Consider the following 16,578-nt stretch of genomic DNA (forward strand, 5'->3'; position numbering starts at 1 on the left):
CGGGCCGCGTTACAAACCGCTGAACCAGTTGTAACCCTGATCTTCCCAATAGCCGCCAGGGTTCGTGTTCGTCACGAAGATCGCCGCGATGTGCTTGGGATTCTTGAAGCCAAGTTTGGTCGGCACGCGCAGCTTCAGTGGATAACCGTATTTGGCCGGCAGCGGCTCATTGCGGAAATCGAGCGTGAGTTGCGTCTGCGGATGCAGGGCCGTCGCCATGTCGAGACTGGAGTAATAGCGGTCCGCGCATTTGAAGCCGACATAGCGTGCGCTCAGATCCGCGCCGATGCGCTCCAGAAACGTGCGAAACGGCACGCCGCGCCATTGTCCGATCGCGCTCCATCCTTCAATGCAGATGTGGCGTGTGATCTGCGAGACCTGCGGCAACGCGCGCAGCTGATCGAGATTCCAGCTGCGCTTGTCCGACACGAGCCCTGAGACTTCGAGCTGATACGTCGAACCGTCGATGTCCGGCGCGTCGAACTCCGGATAGAACGCGTTGAACGGAAACGGATCGGTGATTTCGCGCGCGGAGTAGGTAGGTGCCAGCTTGTTGCGGTCGAACAGCCAGCCCTGCACGCGATCGTTCCAGCGCGACATGGCCCAGAGCACCTTGTCGACCGAATCGCCATCCTGCATGTTGCAGCCGGAAAGCATCGCCAGCGCGCCGATGGAGAGCGACGAGCGCAGAAACAGGCGCCGCTGCAGCCGCTCGATTTGCGGCTGATGATCGGCAAGGACAATGCGGGCTCGGCGTTCGTCACCGTTGCGTTCAGATGCGCTCATGCCTGGGTTCCTCCATGCGCTGCGTGCCGTGCGCGACCGGTCAGCATTGGCAGCAGCGTACGCGGCACGAGCAGCACCAGCGCCAGATGCACCACTACGAAACCGACCACACCCGCCATCGCGATGAAATGCACGCGCCGTGCGAAATCGAAGCCGCCGAATAAGGCTGTGAGCCACGAAAATTGCACCGGCTTCCAGATGGACAGCCCCGACGCGACCAGCAACACGCCAAGAGCCAATACGATGAGATACAGCGCGCGCTGCACCGCGTTATATCTGCCGGTATCGTGCGGTAACTTGAATTGCAGCGCGAGGCTGGCGTCATGTATTACGTCGCGGGGATGAACCGGCAACAGCTTGCGCCGGAAATGCCCACGCCCGAGGCCATACGCGAAATACAGCAGGCCGTTCGCGCAGAGCAGCCACATCGCCGCGAAGTGCCAGGCGATCGAGCCGCCCAGCCATCCGCCGACGGTCGCCCACGCCGGAAATCTGAATGGGAAGAAGGGCGACGCGTTATAGATGGCCCAGCCGCTCATCACCATGCAGACCATCGCGAACGCGTTGATCCAGTGTGTGATACGGACGACGAGCGGGTGGACGAGCAGGCGCATTTGCTGGTCGGGCATGGAAAGGATCACGAGGCGAACGGGAGCTGGAAAGCCGCGCCATTGAAAAAAGCGCGGCTGCTCGAACAAACCGGAAAACGGCAATGCCGTGTTACATCGGCGGCGTTACGCCGTGCTCGCCCGCGGAGATGAAGTTGGCCGCCATCGAGCCGTCGGCTTCCTTGTGTGCGAACAGCACGACCTTCGCGCCCGGCACGAGCAGCGAGCGGTCACCCGGTTCCAGCGCGACGATAGGCACGTCTTGCGGAATCACGATCTTCTTTTCGCCGTCCTTGTACTTCACGGTGATCGTGCGGCCGTTGCTGACCACGAGCGAACCCACCGTACCGTTGGTCATCGAACTGTTGCCGCCGAGATCCCACGGACGGTGCCCTTCGCCGGAACCGCGCATGCTGGCAGGGAACACGTGTACTTCGAGTGCTTTCAGCGTGCCGTCCGCTTGCGGAATCGCGGCAGTGCCCACGTAGCTGTCCGGCTTGATGTCGTTCACGTCGGCGAGCACGACGCCGCGAATCGGCGTGTCCTTGGCGAGCTTCACGTCGACGTCCTTGCCGTCGCGCGTGTGGACCTTGAGCAGGTCGCCCGACAACGATGTCACCGTGCCGCGCACGCCGGTCGGCATGGCGTTCTGGGCGTATGCGGCCGGACCGGCGGTGAGGAACGCAGCGGCGGCGAGCGCCGGGGCGACGAAGGTGCGCAACGCACGCGCGGAAACCATCTTCATGAATCTGCTCCAGGTGGTGAACGATGGGGGCAGATTAGACTCGGGACCGGCTCCGGCGAGTGACAGATGGATGACAAAAACGTCATGAATGGCGCGCAAGGGCCACGTAAAATGACCGGCATATCCACGTCCCGCATATCAGCGAGCCTTCGAGCGCGCCTCCGGGCCGAAGCCCGAATTGGAGTACCGAGCATCATGAGCATCCTCGTCATAGAAGACGATCCGAAAACCGGCGACTACCTGAAGAAGGGCTTGCGCGAGAGCGGCTATGCGGTCGATCTCGCCCGCACCGGCACGGACGGCCTGCACATGGCGCTCGAAAATCCTTACGACCTCGTGGTGCTCGACGTGATGCTGCCCGGTATCGACGGCTGGGAAATCATGCGCGCGCTGCGGGCACGGCGCGATCTGCCGGTGATTTTCCTCACCGCGCGCGACCATGTCAGCGACCGTATTCGCGGTCTCGAACTCGGCGCGGACGATTACCTCGTCAAGCCGTTTTCGTTTACCGAACTGGTGCTGCGAATCCGCACGCTGCTGCGCCGTGGCGTGATCCGCGAGAGCGACGTGTTCGAGATCGCCGACCTGAAGCTCGACGTGCTGCGTCGCAAGGTGACGCGCGAAGGCGTCGAGATCCCGCTCACCAACAAGGAGTTCATGCTGTTGCATCTGCTCGTGCGCCGTCAGGGCGAAGCGCTGTCGCGCACGCAGATCGCGTCCGAAGTGTGGGACATGAACTTCGACAGCGACACCAACGTGGTCGACGTGGCCATCAAACGGCTGCGCGCCAAGGTCGATCATCCGTTCGAAAAGAAGCTGATTCATACGGTGCGCAGCATCGGCTACACCTTCGGCGACGGCTCATGAAATTCTGGACCGGGCGCTCGCTCACGGCTCGCACCACCGTGCTGTTCGCGTCGATTGCGTGCGTGGTGATCGGCACGTTGGGCGCGTATTTCTACCGCTCCGCGGAGCTGTCGTTGCAGCGCCGCGCCGACGTGGTGCTGACCGGGCGCGTCGAGCATTTCAGCCGGATTGTGCGCGATCTCTATTCGGTCGGCGAACTGAAGGACCGGCCGTTGCTGTTCGAGACCATGCTCGGCGCGGAACAGGACGTGCTGCTGTTTCGCCGTCCGGGCGAGGCGCCGTTTATCGACGTGAACCCGGGCGGCGTGGCGGTGCCCGCGTTGCAGGCCGGCGAGGAGGGCCGTCTGCCAACCTTTGCCGACATTCGCCAGACCCGGCTCGCCGACGGCGTGCCGGTGCATTGGGCGATCGCCACTGCTCGAGCGCGCGAAGACGGTACCGAGGTCGAAGTGATCGCCGGTCACCCAATGACGCAGGAAGTGCGCATGCTGGCCGCTTATCGCAACCGCATCCTGCTGGCCACGCTGATCGGCATGCTGGCCGCGACGCTGCTCGCCTATTGCGTGCTGCGCCGAGCGTTGCGCCCGGTGCGCGAGATTGCCACGCGAGCCGCGCAGATCAGCCCGGCGAGCCTGTCCGTGCGGCTCGACAGCGAGGCGGCGCCGCTCGAATTGCGCCAGCTCACGCACGCGTTCAACGCCATGCTCGACCGTCTCGCCGACGGTTATCAACATCTGTCGCAGTTTTCCGCCGACCTGGCGCACGAAATCCGCACCCCGGTTGGCGCGTTGATCGGGCAGACCCAGGTCACGCTCGCGAGGACACGCGAGCCCGAAGAGTATCAGCAGGTGCTCGAATCGAATCTGGAGGAGCTGAGTCGCCTCAGTCACATCGCGGAAAACATTCTGTTTCTTGCGCATGCGGACCATGCGGCGCTCTCAGTCGAACGTGAGCCGATCGACCTGCGCGAGGAACTCGTCAGGATCGCAGACTATTTCGAAGGTCCCGCCGACGAACGCGGCATGCGCTTCGTGGTCGAGGCAGACGGTGTGGCATGGGTGAATCCCATGCTGTGCCGGCGTGCGATCAATAACCTGGTCGTCAATGCGGTGCGTTACGGCGCGAGCGATACGGTGGTGCGTTTGCGCGGCACGCAGGACGAAGAGGGTGCCACGGTGGTGGTCGAAAACGACGGCGCGCCCATTCCCGAAGAGCAGTTGGGGCGGCTGTTCGACCGCTTTTATCGCGCGGATGCGGCGCGCAGCGCGTTCACCGAATCGAGCGGTCTGGGCCTCGCGATCGTCAAGGCGATCATGCATCTGCATGGCGGCACCGCGTGCGTGGTGTGTCCGGCGCCGGGCGTGGTGCGTTTCGAATTGCGCTTTCCGGGCGTTTGAGCGCCGGCGTTCGCGGCCGGCGCTGTTCGCTCAGACCTTCTTCAGATAAGCGGCCTTCAGCATGAAGTTGCCGGCGTCCATCTTGCAGTCCACTTCATGATCGCCGCCCACGAGGCGAATGCTCTTCACCTTGGTGCCCATTTTCAGCGTGATCGACGAGCCTTTTACTTTCAGGTCCTTGATCAGCACGACCGCATCGCCATCGGCGAGCGGATTGCCGTTGGCATCCTTGACGACGCGTTGGTCGGCTTCGTCGGCGGATGCGGCGGCGTGGATCGGCCATTCATGCGCGCAATCCGGGCAGACGTAATTGTCGCCGTCGGGGTAAGTGTTTTCCATTGCGCATTGCGGGCAGGCGGGAATCGTCGACATGATTGTGTTTCCGGACCGCGGCGGGCCGCGGATAACTTCAGGGTCCGCGAGTATACCGGACGCGTGCCGGGGCGCCGGTGTCCGGCACGCGCAATGCTGCGTTAGCGCAAACCTGCACGTTTAAATACTCGCCCGAAGGGCGCGTGGCGACGCCAAAAGAGCGGCGGACTATACTTTTCCGCTAGCGTGGCGGTCCCGCGTGTGCCGCCACGCTAGCAATGCATTTGTAATGCATGCCTATTGCCCGAATCTCACAGCAGGAGTTCTGTCATGGTCAAACTTGCCCTGTACGTTCGTCTTGAAGCCAGGCCAGGCAAGGAAAAAGAGGTCGAAGCGTTCCTGCTCGGCGGCCTGCCGCTCGTCGAGGAGGAGCCGGGCACCGTCGCGTGGTTCGGCCTGAAGCTGGGGCCCTCCACGTTCGGTATTTTCGATGCCTTCGCGGACGAAGGCGGCCGTGACGCGCATCTACACGGCAAGGTGGCCGCCGCGTTGATGGCGAAGGCCGGCGAGCTGTTCGCCTCGCCACCGAGTATCGAGAAGGTCGACGTGCTGGCGGCCAAATTGCCGGGCTAAACCAGTGGCGGGCCGCGCGTCTGTTTGTCAGCGGCCCGCCGCGTCGCCGGCGCCGGCGGCCGGCTGGTTCGCATAGGTTGCGCGCTTGTCCTCATACATCAGCAGATCGGCGCGCTGCACGCCCGCTTCGAGCCGGTCGCCCCGTTGGCAGGTGGCCGCGCCCATCGAGAAGCTCAGCGGCGAGCCGGGATAGAACTGATTGTTCATCTCGACCAGTTGCCTGATTGCATCGACCATTGCGACGCCGCCGCGCTCGTCGGTGTCGGGCATGAGGATCGCGAACTCGTCTCCGCCAATACGCGCCGCATGAAACGGCGTCTCGGTCGCTTTGGCGAGCACCTCGCCGGCGCGCCGCAGCAGCGCGTCGCCGGCCGCGTGGCCGAGCTGATCGTTCACGCGTTTCAAACCGTTCAGATCGGCCATGATGATCGTGACGGGCCACGGACCCTTGCGTTCGAGCCGGTTCAGTTCGTCCACGTAGAAGGAGCGGTTGCGCAGCTTGGTCAGCACGTCGTGCTTGCCGAGGAACTCGAGATAGGCTTCGGCTTTCTTGCGCGCCGTGATGTCCGTGAGCGCCACCAGCACCAGATCCCAGTTCTTTTCATGGCCGGGCAGCACAGAAAACTGCAGGTGCACGTGCACCTCGCTGCCATCGAGCGAATAGTTGAGCACCTCGCGCTGCTGGAACAGCTTGCCGTCCCACAGATCGATCAACTGCTCACGGAAATGCGGGCGCATGTCGTCGCGGAACACATCAGGCAGATGCGCCAGCAGCGTTTTCTTGTCTTTGGCCGCGAACATGTCGAGCGTGTGCTGGTTCACGTCGAGCACGTGGATTTCCTGCATGCAGCGCTCGACGAACTCGGGATGCACGTCGGTAAACACGCGGAAATCGTTGATGCCGGCCGCGCGCGCTTCGTCGAGCAGACGTTTGACCGCGCTGAAATCCTCCACCCAGAGCGATACCGGCGAATACTCGAACAGGCCGCGCACATACTGCTCGGCGAGCGTCACGCGATGCCGCGCGCCTTCCAGTTCGGTGATGTCCTCGACCGACACCAGCACCCGGTCCCAGCGCGCCTCGTGGCCGGGCAGCACGGCGCCCTTGAGCAGCACGTCGAGGCGCCGTCCGCCGAGCGTGTAGTTGACTGTCTGGCTGGTGAACTGCGATTGCCCGGCCCACAGCTGGCATAGCTCTTCCAGATGGGTCTTGAGCATGTCGTCGCGGAACACCGAGGCGAGATTGCCGTTGAGCGCGTCGAAATCGGCAGCCTCGAATTGGGTCAACGTTTTCTGATTGACCTTGATGACGCGGATGCTATGCGCGCATTGCGCGACGCACCCTGGATTGGCGGCGAAATGCGCGCGTAGATCGGTCACACCGTCGGCCCGCCATGCGTCGAACAATGCGCGCACGCCGCTGAAGTCTTCGAGCCACAGCGAGACGGGCGCGAGTTCGAACATCTCGGAATCGTCGTTGGCGGGCGCGGGGCCACGCGGCAGGATGTCCAGCATGGAGTTCTCGGAATCGGAAGTGCCGCTATTTTAAAGCCGGTTGGGCGGTTGCTGAAAAGAAAGACCGGTTACGCATCATTTTCGCCTCCGCCATTCAACAAGATAACGGCCGTATTCCAATTGACTTGAGGCGCGCCGGGGCGGCCCGGGCGCGTTGCGCACCGCGCGCGGCGCAGCGTGGAGCGCCGCGGGCGCTCGCCTGCATGCCTTGACGAGCCTTGCTACACTGGCTCGAGATCTATACCGTCCATCCACGTTGCCGACGAAAGCGCCGACATGAAGCCATCCCTTCTGGTTCTGATCCATTTGAACGATGCAAGCCGCGCGAGTATCGAAGCGGCGTTCCACATCATCTACGCACCCGACGCCGCCCAGCGAGCCGCCGCCATCGACGCGCACGGCGAGACGATTCGCGCCGTGCTGACCAACGGCACGACCGGACTCACCGCCGCGGAAATCGACCGCATGCCGCTGTTGGAACTCGTCAGCGCGCTGGGCGCGGGCTATGAAAACCTTGCCGTCGACCAGGCCCGCTCACGCGGGATCGTGCTCGTCAACGGCGCGGGCACCAACGATCATTGCGTGGCCGATCATGCGTTTGCCTTGCTGCTCGCGGTCGTGCGCGACGTGCCGCAGCTCGATCAGGCCACGCGCAAGGGCGTCTGGCGCGACAACCTGCCGATGCGCCCGAACGTCTCCGGCAAGCGCCTCGGCATTGTCGGGCTCGGCAACATCGGCGAGAAGGTCGCGCGGCGCGGCGGGGGCTTCGAGATGGAGGTCGGGTATCACAACCGTAAGCCGCGTGAAGGCTCGCCGCATCGGTACTTCGACAGTGTGGAAGACCTCGCGCGCTGGAGCGACTTTTTGATCGTCGCGACGCCGGGCGGTGCGGGCACGCGTCATCTGATCGGCGCGGCGGTGTTCGAGGCGCTCGGGCCGCACGGCTTCGTGGTCAACGTCGCGCGCGGCAGCGTGCTCGACACGGCGGCGCTCGCTCACGCGCTCACGGCGGGGACGATTGCCGGTGCGGCGCTCGACGTCTACGAGGGCGAGCCGGATCCGCCGCAAGCTTTGCTGACGCTGCAGAACGTCGTGTTGACGCCGCACGTGGGCGGCCGCTCGCCGGAAGCAATCACGGCCTCGGTCGACAACTTTCTGAGCAACGCCACGCGGCATTTCGCGGGCGAGGCGGTGTTGACGCCGATCTGACGACCCGCGCTCGCGCATTCATCGCGGGGTCGCCATGTAGTGCCAGTCCGCTGACGAGCGGCAATGCGCCCGCCCGGTTTGCACGCCGGCGCGGCCGCCTTTTCGCGCTCGGTGCGGATCGGCGCATCACTGAAAGGCAAACCAAAACTATCGGCGTGGCGGATACTTTCCGTCGAAAATGGCGATTTCCCTTCTGAGGTCGCCGCGCATAGGATGGGCGGTATCGCATCACCACTGCTTCGGCCCGCCCGAAGCCGCGACGGAGATCCCGCATGGAACACCACGCCCGCACGCAGAACGAACGTCTCGACGTCAAGACAACCACCTGCTACATGTGCGCCTGCCGCTGCGGCATTCGAGTGCATCTGCGTGAAGGCGAGGTGCGCTACATCGACGGCAATCCGGAGCATCCGCTCAACCAGGGCGTGATCTGCGCGAAGGGCGCCTCGGGCATCATGAAGCAATACTCGCCCGCGCGCCTCACGCGGCCGTTGATGCGCAAGCCCGGCGCGGAGCGGGGCAGCGCGCAGTTCGAGCCGGTGTCGTGGGAGCAGGCTTTCGAGGTGCTCGAAAAGCGCCTGGGCGCGATTCGCGCCACGGACCCGAAGAAATTCGCGCTCTTCACCGGGCGAGACCAGATGCAGGCGCTGACCGGACTGTTCGCCAAACAGTTCGGTACGCCTAATTATGCGGCGCACGGCGGCTTCTGCTCGGCCAACATGGCGGCCGGCATGATCTATACGATCGGCGGCTCGTTCTGGGAATTCGGCGGCCCGGATCTCGACAGCGCCAAACTCTTCTTCATGATCGGCACGGCGGAAGATCATCATTCGAATCCGCTGAAGATCGCGATTTCGAAGTTCAAGCGCGCGGGCGGACGCTTCATTGCGATCAATCCGATCCGCACTGGCTACGCGGCGATCGCCGACGAATGGGTGCCGATCAAACCCGGCACAGACGGAGCGCTGTTCATGGCGTTTCTGCACGAACTGATTGCCGCCGACGCATGGGATCACGAGTTCGTGCGCCGCTATACCAACGCAGCGGAACTCGTCGATCTCGACGAAGCCAGCGAAAACTTCGGCCTGTTCGTGCGCGATCCTGAGCGGCCGGTCGGCAATCCACTGTTTCCGCAGAATCATTTGTGGTGGGATGCGGATGCCGCGCGCGCCGTGCCGCATCACACGGCGGGTGTCATGCCGGCGCTCGACGGCCGCTATACGCTCGACGACGGCACGCCGGTCACGCCGTCGTTCGCGTTGCTGCGCGAACGGGTGGCCGATTGCACGCCCGAGTGGGCCGCCGCCATTACCGGCATTTCGGCGGAGACGATTCGACGCCTTGCCGGTGAAATGATCCAGACTTGCCGCGATCACCGCATTACGTTGCCGATCCGTTGGACCGACGCATGGGGCGAGACGCACGAAACGGTCACCGGCAACCCGGTGGCCTTTCACGCGATGCGCGGCCTCGCGGCGCACTCCAACGGCTTCCAGTCGATCCGCGCGCTGGCCGTGCTGATGTCGCTGCTCGGCACGATCGACCGGCCCGGCGGTTTTCGTCACAAGTCACCGTTTCCGCGCGCCGTGCCGCCGTCGGCGAAACCGCCGAACAGCCCCGACGCCGTCAAGCCGAATACGCCGCTCGCCACCGGTCCGCTCGGCTGGCCCGCCGCGCCCGAGGATCTATTCATCGACGACCAGGGCGGCCCGGTGCGCATCGACAAGGCCTTCTCGTGGGAATATCCGCTGGCCGTGCATGGCTTGATGCACAGCGTGATTACCAATGCATGGCGCGGCGACCCGTACCCGATCGATACGCTGATGATTTTCATGGCCAACATGGCGTGGAATTCGTCGATGAACACGATGAAGGTGCGTGAGATGCTCGTCGACAAGCACGACGACGGCGAGTACAAGATTCCTTTTCTGGTGGTGTGCGACGCATTCCAGTCGGAGATGACGGCCTTCGCCGATCTTATCCTGCCCGACACGACCTATCTGGAACGGCACGACGCGATGTCGATGCTCGACCGGCCGATCTCCGAGTTCGACGGTCCGGTGGATTCGGTGCGCGTGCCGGTCGTGCCGCCCACCGGCGAATGCAAGCCATTCCAGGAAGTGCTGATCGAACTCGCGTCGCGCCTGAAGTTTCCGGCTTTCACGACTGCAGAAGGCGCGCGGCGCTTTCGGGACTATCCCGACTTCGTCATCAACTTCACGACTTCACCCAATTCCGGCGTCGGCTTTCTGAGTGGCTGGCGCGGTACGGACGGCGACAAGGCGTTGGTCGGCGAGCCCAATCCGCGGCAATGGGAGGAGTACGCGAAGAACAACTGTGTGTTCCATCACCCGCTGCCCGAGACGCTGCAATACATGCGCAACTGCAACGGACCGTATCTCGAATGGGCGGTCAAGAACGGTTTTCGCAAGTTCGGCGAGCCGATCCTGATCCAGCTTTACTCCGACGTAATGCAAAAGTTCAGGCTCGCCGCGCAGGGCCGCACGAGCGGCAGGCAGCCGCCAGACCACTTACGCGCGCGCGTTGACAAGTATTTCGATCCGCTGCCGTTCTGGTACGCGCCGCTCGAAAGCGGGGCTACGGACCTCGCGCGTTTTCCGCTTGCCGCCGTGACGCAGCGGCCAATGGCGATGTACCACTCATGGGACTCTCAGAACGCGTGGCTGCGGCAGATTCATGGCGAGAACTATCTCTACATGAATCCGTTGATGGCGGCCGAAAACGGCATCGCCGACGGCAGCTGGATCTACGCCGAATCGCAATGGGGCCGCGTGCGCTGCATGGCGCGCTTCAGCGAGACCGTCGAGCCCGGCACGGTATGGACGTGGAACGCAATCGGCAAGGCAGCGGGCGCATGGAACCTCGGTCCGGGCGCGAACGAATCACAACGCGGTTTCCTGCTCAATCACCTGATCACCGACGAGTTGCCGGGCCGAGACGACGACGTGGTGCGACGCATGTCGAACTCCGATCCGGTGACGGGCCAGGCCGCATGGTACGACGTGCGCGTGCGCATCTATCCGGCGGAAGCCGACGCGCGCCAAACACTGCCGCAGTTCGCGGCGATGCCCGCGGTGCCGGGTGAGAACGGCGTGATCTCACGCATCGTGCAAACCTATTTCGCGGGACGCGGGGAGTTCGCTGCGCGGCTGCGTGGCGCGACGGGGCGCAAATAGCATAGTCAGCCGCAAGGAGCCTTTGATGACACAGATGGCATTGGTGATCGACCTGAACGTGTGCGTGGGGTGCCATGCTTGCGTGACGAGTTGCAAGGAGTGGAATACCTCGGGTGAGTCGGGCAGCCTCGCCGACCTCAATCCGTACGACGCCGATCCCTCCGGCACTTTCTTCAACCGGGTGCAGAGCTTCGAAGCCGGCAGCTTTCCCAACGCCGAGACGATCCACTTTCCGAAGTCCTGTCTGCACTGCGAGGACCCGCCGTGCGTGCCGGTCTGTCCGACCGGCGCGAGCTATAAGCGCAAGGAAGACGGGCTCGTGCTGGTGGATTTCGACCGCTGTATCGGCTGCAAATATTGCGCGTGGGCGTGCCCGTACGGCGCGCGCGAACTCGACGAAAGCCGCAAGGAGATGACGAAGTGCACGCTGTGCGTCGATCGGATCCACGATGAGAATCTGTCCGAACGTGACCGCCAGCCGGCATGCGTGCTCGCATGCCCGACCTCCGCGCGGCTGTTCGGCGATATTCACGACCCGGACTCGGTGGTGTCGAAAGCCATCGAGGAGCGCGGCGGCTATCAGTTGATGCCTGAGTGGAACACGCGGCCGGCAAACCATTATTTGCCGCGCGTGCCGACGCAGGCCGCGGGTTGTGGCAGCGATTCGTGCTCGTGCAAATCGTCCGGCTCGATGTCGGAGCCGGTCCAATCGCCGGAATCGCTCGACGCGCAAATCGAGCGCGGTGAGTTGCATCTTGCGTCGATGGCGACGCGCATCTGAACACCGATAGGACCTCACGATGAACCCCGCATTCTCCGTCGTTTTCCTCACCACCTTGAGCGGCGCGGCGCAGGGCTTGCTGATTGCGCTCGTCGGCGTGGAAACGGCCGCGCATCTCGGCCTGCTCGCGTCGCCCACCGATGCGTTCTATATCACCGGCGCGGCCGTCTCGGTGATATTGGGCGCACTCGGGCTGCTCGCATCGTTCTTCCATCTTGGCCATCCGGAACGTGCATGGCGCGCGATCGCCATGTGGCGTACCTCGTGGCTGTCGCGCGAATGTCTGTGCCTACCGGCGTTTCTCGCTTGCGCGTTTTTCTACGGCGTCGCACATGGGTTCGCATCGCCCTGGGCGCTGGCCATAGGCTGGCTCGGTGTGCTGGCGAGCGCGGTGCTGTTCGTCTGCACGGCGATGATCTACGCGTGTTTGCGCTTTCTGCAGGAATGGGCCACGCCGCTCACGCTGGTCAACTTCGCGCTGCTCGGTTGCGCTTCGGGCTTCACGCTGGCGACAGCGTTGAGCGCGTGGCTCGCGCCCGCGCTGACCGCGGGGCTCGCCGTGTGCGCGTGCGGGTTGACGCTCGCCGGTTGCGCGAGCCGCTCGGCATCGCTCATGCGCAATGCGCGCTTGCGGCCGAAGTCGACGGTACAGAGCGCCACCGGTATTCACAATCCGAAGCTGGTGCAGGTGTCGCGTGGCTTTACCGCCGGTGCGTTCAATCTGCGCGAGTTCTTTCACGGCAAATCGGCGCGCACCCTGCGCGGTGTCAAATGGGGTTTTCTGGCGACGGCGTTTGTCGCGCCGGTCGTATTGATTGCGCTCGGCGCGAGCCTGCATTCGATCGGCGCTTCGCTAGGCTTGCTGGCCGCCGCGTGTTTCGTGCAATACGCGGGGCTGGTCGCGGAACGCTGGTTTTTCTTTGCCGAGGCGAAGCATCCGCAGAATCTGTATTACGCGAGGGTTGGTTGAGGTGAAAGCCCGCACGACGTGGGTGTTGTGCGGCCGCGCGAATGACACGATGAGAATGCGCGCTCGGCAATCCAGATAGACCCAAGAAGCACGGCCGCCATTGAATGACGGCCGTGGCGTTTCTCACTAGAGCGCAGCTGCCGCCCAGTCCTACCCGCATGCACCCACTTCACCGCACGCCGTACAAAAGTCGCACCCATCCTTGCGAATCACCGCGTTCGCCCCGCACGACCCGCATTTGCGTCCAAGCATCGTATGCAGCCCTTGCGCGCCGCCAGGCTGCGTCAACGCGAGAGCGCCGGCGTCGGTTTCGACGGGATGCGGACGAATGCCGAAATCCGCCGGCAACGCGGTCTCGGCCCGCATCTGTCCGCGCGGCAGACGCGCGAGCATGCGCGAGGACACCTGATTGCCCTCGGCGTCGAGAAAGCCGCGCCGATGCAGAATCTGCTGGATCGCAAAGGCGAGGGCGGCCACCTCCGAATCGTGCCAGCGCGGCGTGCGGTGCCCGTCCAGACGCTGCACTTCGCCGAGCCGAACCTGCCCGCGGTCCCACGAAACCTTGCGCATATCCTGCAGGTTTCGCGCGACAAAACCGCCGCGCGCCGCCAGCGAGAGCGAACGCATCGTCGCCGTGATCCATTGCTGCGATTCGTCGCGCTGGCCGGTCGGAATGAAGAACTCGATAGGCCGCTCGATAGTGACGTATTCACCGCCCAGCCGCCCCGTGACCTCGATGAACGACACCGCCACGTAGAGCGACTTCTTGCCCGCCTGGGTCAGATACTCGACTTTCTCGATGATCGCCGGCAACTCGCCTTTAGGTCGATGATCGATTGCGATACGCAGCGGATCGAGATCGCTTTCGGCCAGCGTGTCGTCGGCTTGCGGCGGGCTCACGCTGAGCACCGCGCCGAGCGTCTCGTTGGGCCGATAGGTGGCGAGACCCTTGAGCCCGTTTTTCCATGCGTCGAAGTAGAGGCTTTCGAACGCTTCGAACGGATAGTCGGCCGGCACGTTCACGGTCTTCGAGATCGACGTGTCCACGTACGGTTGCACGGCAGCCATCATGTCGAGATGATCGCGCGCCGACATTTCCAGCGCGCTGACGAAATAGTCCGGCAGCTTGCCGACATCGCCGCCGAGCTCGCGATAAAGACGATATGCGTAGTCTTCGACGTCGAATGATTCGCGGCTGCCATCGGCCATCACCTTCATGCGCGTGTAGGTCCACGAGAAGGCCGGCTCGATGCCGTTCGACGCGTTGTCCGCGAACGCGAGGCTCACTGTGCCGGTCGGCGCGATGGACAGCAGATGGCTGTTGCGAATGCCGTCGCGGCGAATCGCCTGCTTGATGTCCTCGGGCAGGCGCGAGGCGAAGGTGCCGGCTTCCAGATAGCGCGCCGCGTCGAAGAGCGGAAACGCGCCGCGCTCGCGCGCCAGTTCCACGGATGCGCGATACGCCTCGTCGCGCATGAGTTGCGCGATGCGCACGGCGAAGTCGCGGCCTTCCTGCGAGTTGTAGCGCAAGCCGAGCATGACGAGCGTGTCGCCGAGGCCCGTGAAGCCCACGCCGATGCGCCGCTTGGCGCGCGACTCCTCGTATTGCTGTTGAAGTGGCCACAGCGTGACGTCGAGCACGTTGTCGAGAAAGCGCACCTGCGTGCGCGTGCGCCTCGCGAGGCCGTCCCAGTCGAACGACGGCTTGCGGCCTTTGATCTGCGCGAACGGGGCGATCACAAAACGCGTGAGGTTCAGCGGCCCGAGGTTGCAGCAGCCATAGGCCGGCAACGGCTGTTCGCCGCACGGATTGGTGGCGCGGATGGTTTCGACGGCGCGCAGATTGTTGTCCTCGTTCATGCGCGAGATGAACACGATGCCGGGTTCCGCGACGTCGTAAGTGGAGCGCATGATGCGATCCCAGATGGCGCGCGCGGGGCGTTCGCTGTAGACCCACAGTCCGTCTTCGCGTTGCCGCACGTCGTCGGCCGCACGCTGCGCCGGTGAGGGCTCGGCACGATGCACGAGTTGCCAGGGTTGATCTTCTTCGACGGCGCGCATGAATTCATCGGTCACGCCGACGGAGACGTTGAAGTTGTTCCAACGGCCTTTCGAATGTTTGGCTTCGATGAACTCCAGCAGGTCCGGGTGATTGCAGTCGAGCACGGCCATCTGCGCGCCACGCCGCGAACCGGCGCTCTCGACCGTGCGGCACGACGCGTCGAACACGTCCATATAACTGCACGGTCCGGACGCCGACGAACTGGTGGTGTGAACGCGCGCGCCCTTGGGCCGGATCGCCGAGAAGTTGTAGCCGACGCCGCCGCCGCGCCGCATGGTTTCCGCCGCCTGCAGCAGGGCGACATAAATGCCGGGCAGGCCTTGTTCGTCGACACCCTGAATCGAGTCGCCCACAGGCTGCACGAAGCAATTGATCAGCGTGGCCGCAATGCCGGTGCCCGCCGCGCTCATGATGCGGCCGGCGCCTAGCGCACCGTGCCGCAGATTGTCGACGAAGAGTGCCTCGACCGATTCGCGCAGCGCCGGAGGTTCCGCCTCGGCCACGCCGCGCGCGACGCGTTTGAACACGTCGTCCGCCGATTGCTCGTCGCCTTTCGCGTATTTTTCCAGCAGGACGTCGAGAGAGAATTGCTGCGGTGCGACGAGTGGTGCGGGAGGCGCAGTTGCCGCGCGGGTGTCCGGCGTGTCTTCGGCCATGGTATGCCCTCAAACGGCGCCGCGAGGGGCACGGCGCGGTGGTGGAAGTGCGCGTCACGATACCGCCGGGCGTGGCACGGCAGGGTGACACGGCGCAATGAGGTCCACCTTAACGCACGTGGCGAAGAGCCGCAATCAAAGGGTGTTTTACCCACCGCGCGATGCGGGGCGCATGCATTGCGTACCGCTATGTGGGTGGTTCCGCCGGGCGGATCGGGCGCGTCGAATCAGCGCGCGCGACGCCGGCAGGGGATTGAGGCATCAGTCCTCGGCGCACTCCAGTAGTTCAGCGCAAATCATCGCGGACGCATTGGAAGGCGCCGGCCGCTCGGCCGGTTTGAACACCGCGTCGCCGCGGCGAATCTTGCGGCGGGACACCGCGCAGGTTCCTGACGTGTGTGCGGACCTGCGCCGCCACCGTTGTTCACCGTAATGACATCGTCCCGGCTCGACCCAGCGAATCACCAGCGTCGTGTCGGAGCGCTCGAGAATTTCGATGCGTACGCCATTGGCACCGTCCAGGGGGATGGACTCCAGGGTCATCGTCGTCGGCTCCGTATTGTGGTGTGCCGAATGTAGTCCGACGCGCGCCGGATAGCCATTGTGCCGCCGTTGAAACACTGTTCTTGAAACAGCAACAATGAAACTTGACATTCGAACTATGCCGATAAGACGGGGCTTTGCGGGCCGCAGTCTTGCTAAGACGGTAATAGGCGGATTTTTGCAACGCAGTGTTGTACGCGGTGAGACAAGGCCGCTGCCCGAAAAGGGCGCCGGTGCTTCCTTTAAGATGTGGTTATTGATGAGCGACCGTGCAGCGCCAGTGTAGCGGTTTTGCAT

General features: G+C 64.0%; 14 protein-coding genes. 7 read left to right on the plus strand and 7 right to left on the minus strand.

The window, feature by feature from the left end; all coding sequences use genetic code 11:
* Positions 1 to 9: 9 nt before the first annotated feature.
* From AC57B1_RS00045 to AC57B1_RS00055, 3 genes are all read right to left on the minus strand, one after another.
* Positions 10 to 786 (minus strand): molybdopterin-dependent oxidoreductase, encoded by a 777-nt coding sequence (locus AC57B1_RS00045; protein WP_091801887.1) that lies wholly within the window; start codon positions 784 to 786, stop codon positions 10 to 12.
* Positions 783 to 1,415, minus strand: a complete 633-nt coding sequence (locus AC57B1_RS00050) for a cytochrome b/b6 domain-containing protein (RefSeq protein WP_496416230.1) — start codon at positions 1,413 to 1,415, stop codon at positions 783 to 785. The genes AC57B1_RS00045 and AC57B1_RS00050 overlap by 4 nt, the downstream gene beginning before the upstream one ends.
* A gap of 91 nt (positions 1,416 to 1,506) precedes the next feature.
* The gene (locus AC57B1_RS00055) at positions 1,507 to 2,139 is read right to left on the minus strand and encodes a hypothetical protein (RefSeq protein ID WP_408349595.1); all 633 of its coding nucleotides are present in this window, start codon (positions 2,137 to 2,139) and stop codon (positions 1,507 to 1,509) included.
* Positions 2,140 to 2,334: 195 nt separating this feature from the next.
* Here AC57B1_RS00055 and AC57B1_RS00060 point away from each other — a divergent pair, with 195 nt between their 5' ends.
* Together AC57B1_RS00060 and AC57B1_RS00065 are read left to right on the plus strand one after the other, a co-directional pair.
* Complete coding sequence (locus AC57B1_RS00060; protein WP_091801881.1) at positions 2,335 to 3,006, plus strand: heavy metal response regulator transcription factor; 672 nt, start codon at positions 2,335 to 2,337, stop codon at positions 3,004 to 3,006.
* A complete protein-coding gene (locus tag AC57B1_RS00065) occupies positions 3,003 to 4,403 on the plus strand; it encodes a heavy metal sensor histidine kinase (RefSeq protein ID WP_496416231.1) in 1,401 nt (466 codons plus the stop codon). Before AC57B1_RS00060 ends, AC57B1_RS00065 begins: the two co-directional genes overlap by 4 nt.
* 30 nt (positions 4,404 to 4,433) lie before the next feature.
* Here AC57B1_RS00065 and AC57B1_RS00070 read toward each other — a convergent pair whose 3' ends face one another.
* Positions 4,434 to 4,775 carry a zinc ribbon domain-containing protein YjdM gene (locus tag AC57B1_RS00070; protein WP_408349601.1) on the minus strand — a complete coding sequence of 114 codons (342 nt, stop codon included), beginning with the start codon at positions 4,773 to 4,775 and terminating at the stop codon, positions 4,434 to 4,436.
* Positions 4,776 to 5,045: 270 nt separating this feature from the next.
* Here AC57B1_RS00070 and AC57B1_RS00075 point away from each other — a divergent pair, with 270 nt between their 5' ends.
* Positions 5,046 to 5,348, plus strand: a complete 303-nt coding sequence (locus AC57B1_RS00075; protein WP_408349604.1) for a putative quinol monooxygenase — start codon at positions 5,046 to 5,048, stop codon at positions 5,346 to 5,348.
* A gap of 27 nt (positions 5,349 to 5,375) precedes the next feature.
* Here AC57B1_RS00075 and AC57B1_RS00080 read toward each other — a convergent pair whose 3' ends face one another.
* Complete coding sequence (locus AC57B1_RS00080) at positions 5,376 to 6,863, minus strand: sensor domain-containing diguanylate cyclase (protein WP_408186942.1); 1,488 nt, start codon at positions 6,861 to 6,863, stop codon at positions 5,376 to 5,378.
* 276 nt (positions 6,864 to 7,139) lie between these two features.
* On the opposite strand from AC57B1_RS00080, the gene AC57B1_RS00085 reads away from it, so the two are divergent.
* From AC57B1_RS00085 to AC57B1_RS00100, 4 genes are all read left to right on the plus strand, one after another.
* Positions 7,140 to 8,072: a 2-hydroxyacid dehydrogenase gene (locus AC57B1_RS00085; protein ID WP_496416232.1), complete on the plus strand. Its 933-nt coding sequence runs from the start codon at positions 7,140 to 7,142 to the stop codon at positions 8,070 to 8,072.
* 272 nt (positions 8,073 to 8,344) lie between these two features.
* Positions 8,345 to 11,269 carry a molybdopterin-dependent oxidoreductase gene (locus AC57B1_RS00090; RefSeq protein WP_496416233.1) on the plus strand — a complete coding sequence of 975 codons (2,925 nt, stop codon included), beginning with the start codon at positions 8,345 to 8,347 and terminating at the stop codon, positions 11,267 to 11,269.
* 25 nt (positions 11,270 to 11,294) lie between these two features.
* Positions 11,295 to 12,050 carry a 4Fe-4S dicluster domain-containing protein gene (locus AC57B1_RS00095; protein ID WP_408186945.1) on the plus strand — a complete coding sequence of 252 codons (756 nt, stop codon included), beginning with the start codon at positions 11,295 to 11,297 and terminating at the stop codon, positions 12,048 to 12,050.
* A gap of 19 nt (positions 12,051 to 12,069) precedes the next feature.
* Entirely contained in the window at positions 12,070 to 13,020 is a 951-nt protein-coding gene (locus AC57B1_RS00100; protein ID WP_408349613.1) for a dimethyl sulfoxide reductase anchor subunit family protein, read from the plus strand.
* A 150-nt stretch (positions 13,021 to 13,170) separates the two neighbouring features.
* On the opposite strand, the gene AC57B1_RS00105 is transcribed toward AC57B1_RS00100, so the two are convergent.
* Positions 13,171 to 15,738, minus strand: coding sequence for an adenosylcobalamin-dependent ribonucleoside-diphosphate reductase (locus AC57B1_RS00105; RefSeq protein WP_496416234.1), 2,568 nt, complete (start codon positions 15,736 to 15,738; stop codon positions 13,171 to 13,173).
* A gap of 261 nt (positions 15,739 to 15,999) precedes the next feature.
* Positions 16,000 to 16,281: a DUF3331 domain-containing protein gene (locus tag AC57B1_RS00110; protein ID WP_091801793.1), complete on the minus strand. Its 282-nt coding sequence runs from the start codon at positions 16,279 to 16,281 to the stop codon at positions 16,000 to 16,002.
* Positions 16,282 to 16,578: the final 297 nt, after the last annotated feature.

This window comes from Paraburkholderia sp. BGA-UO-ETr-F21 (assembly GCF_059567925.1).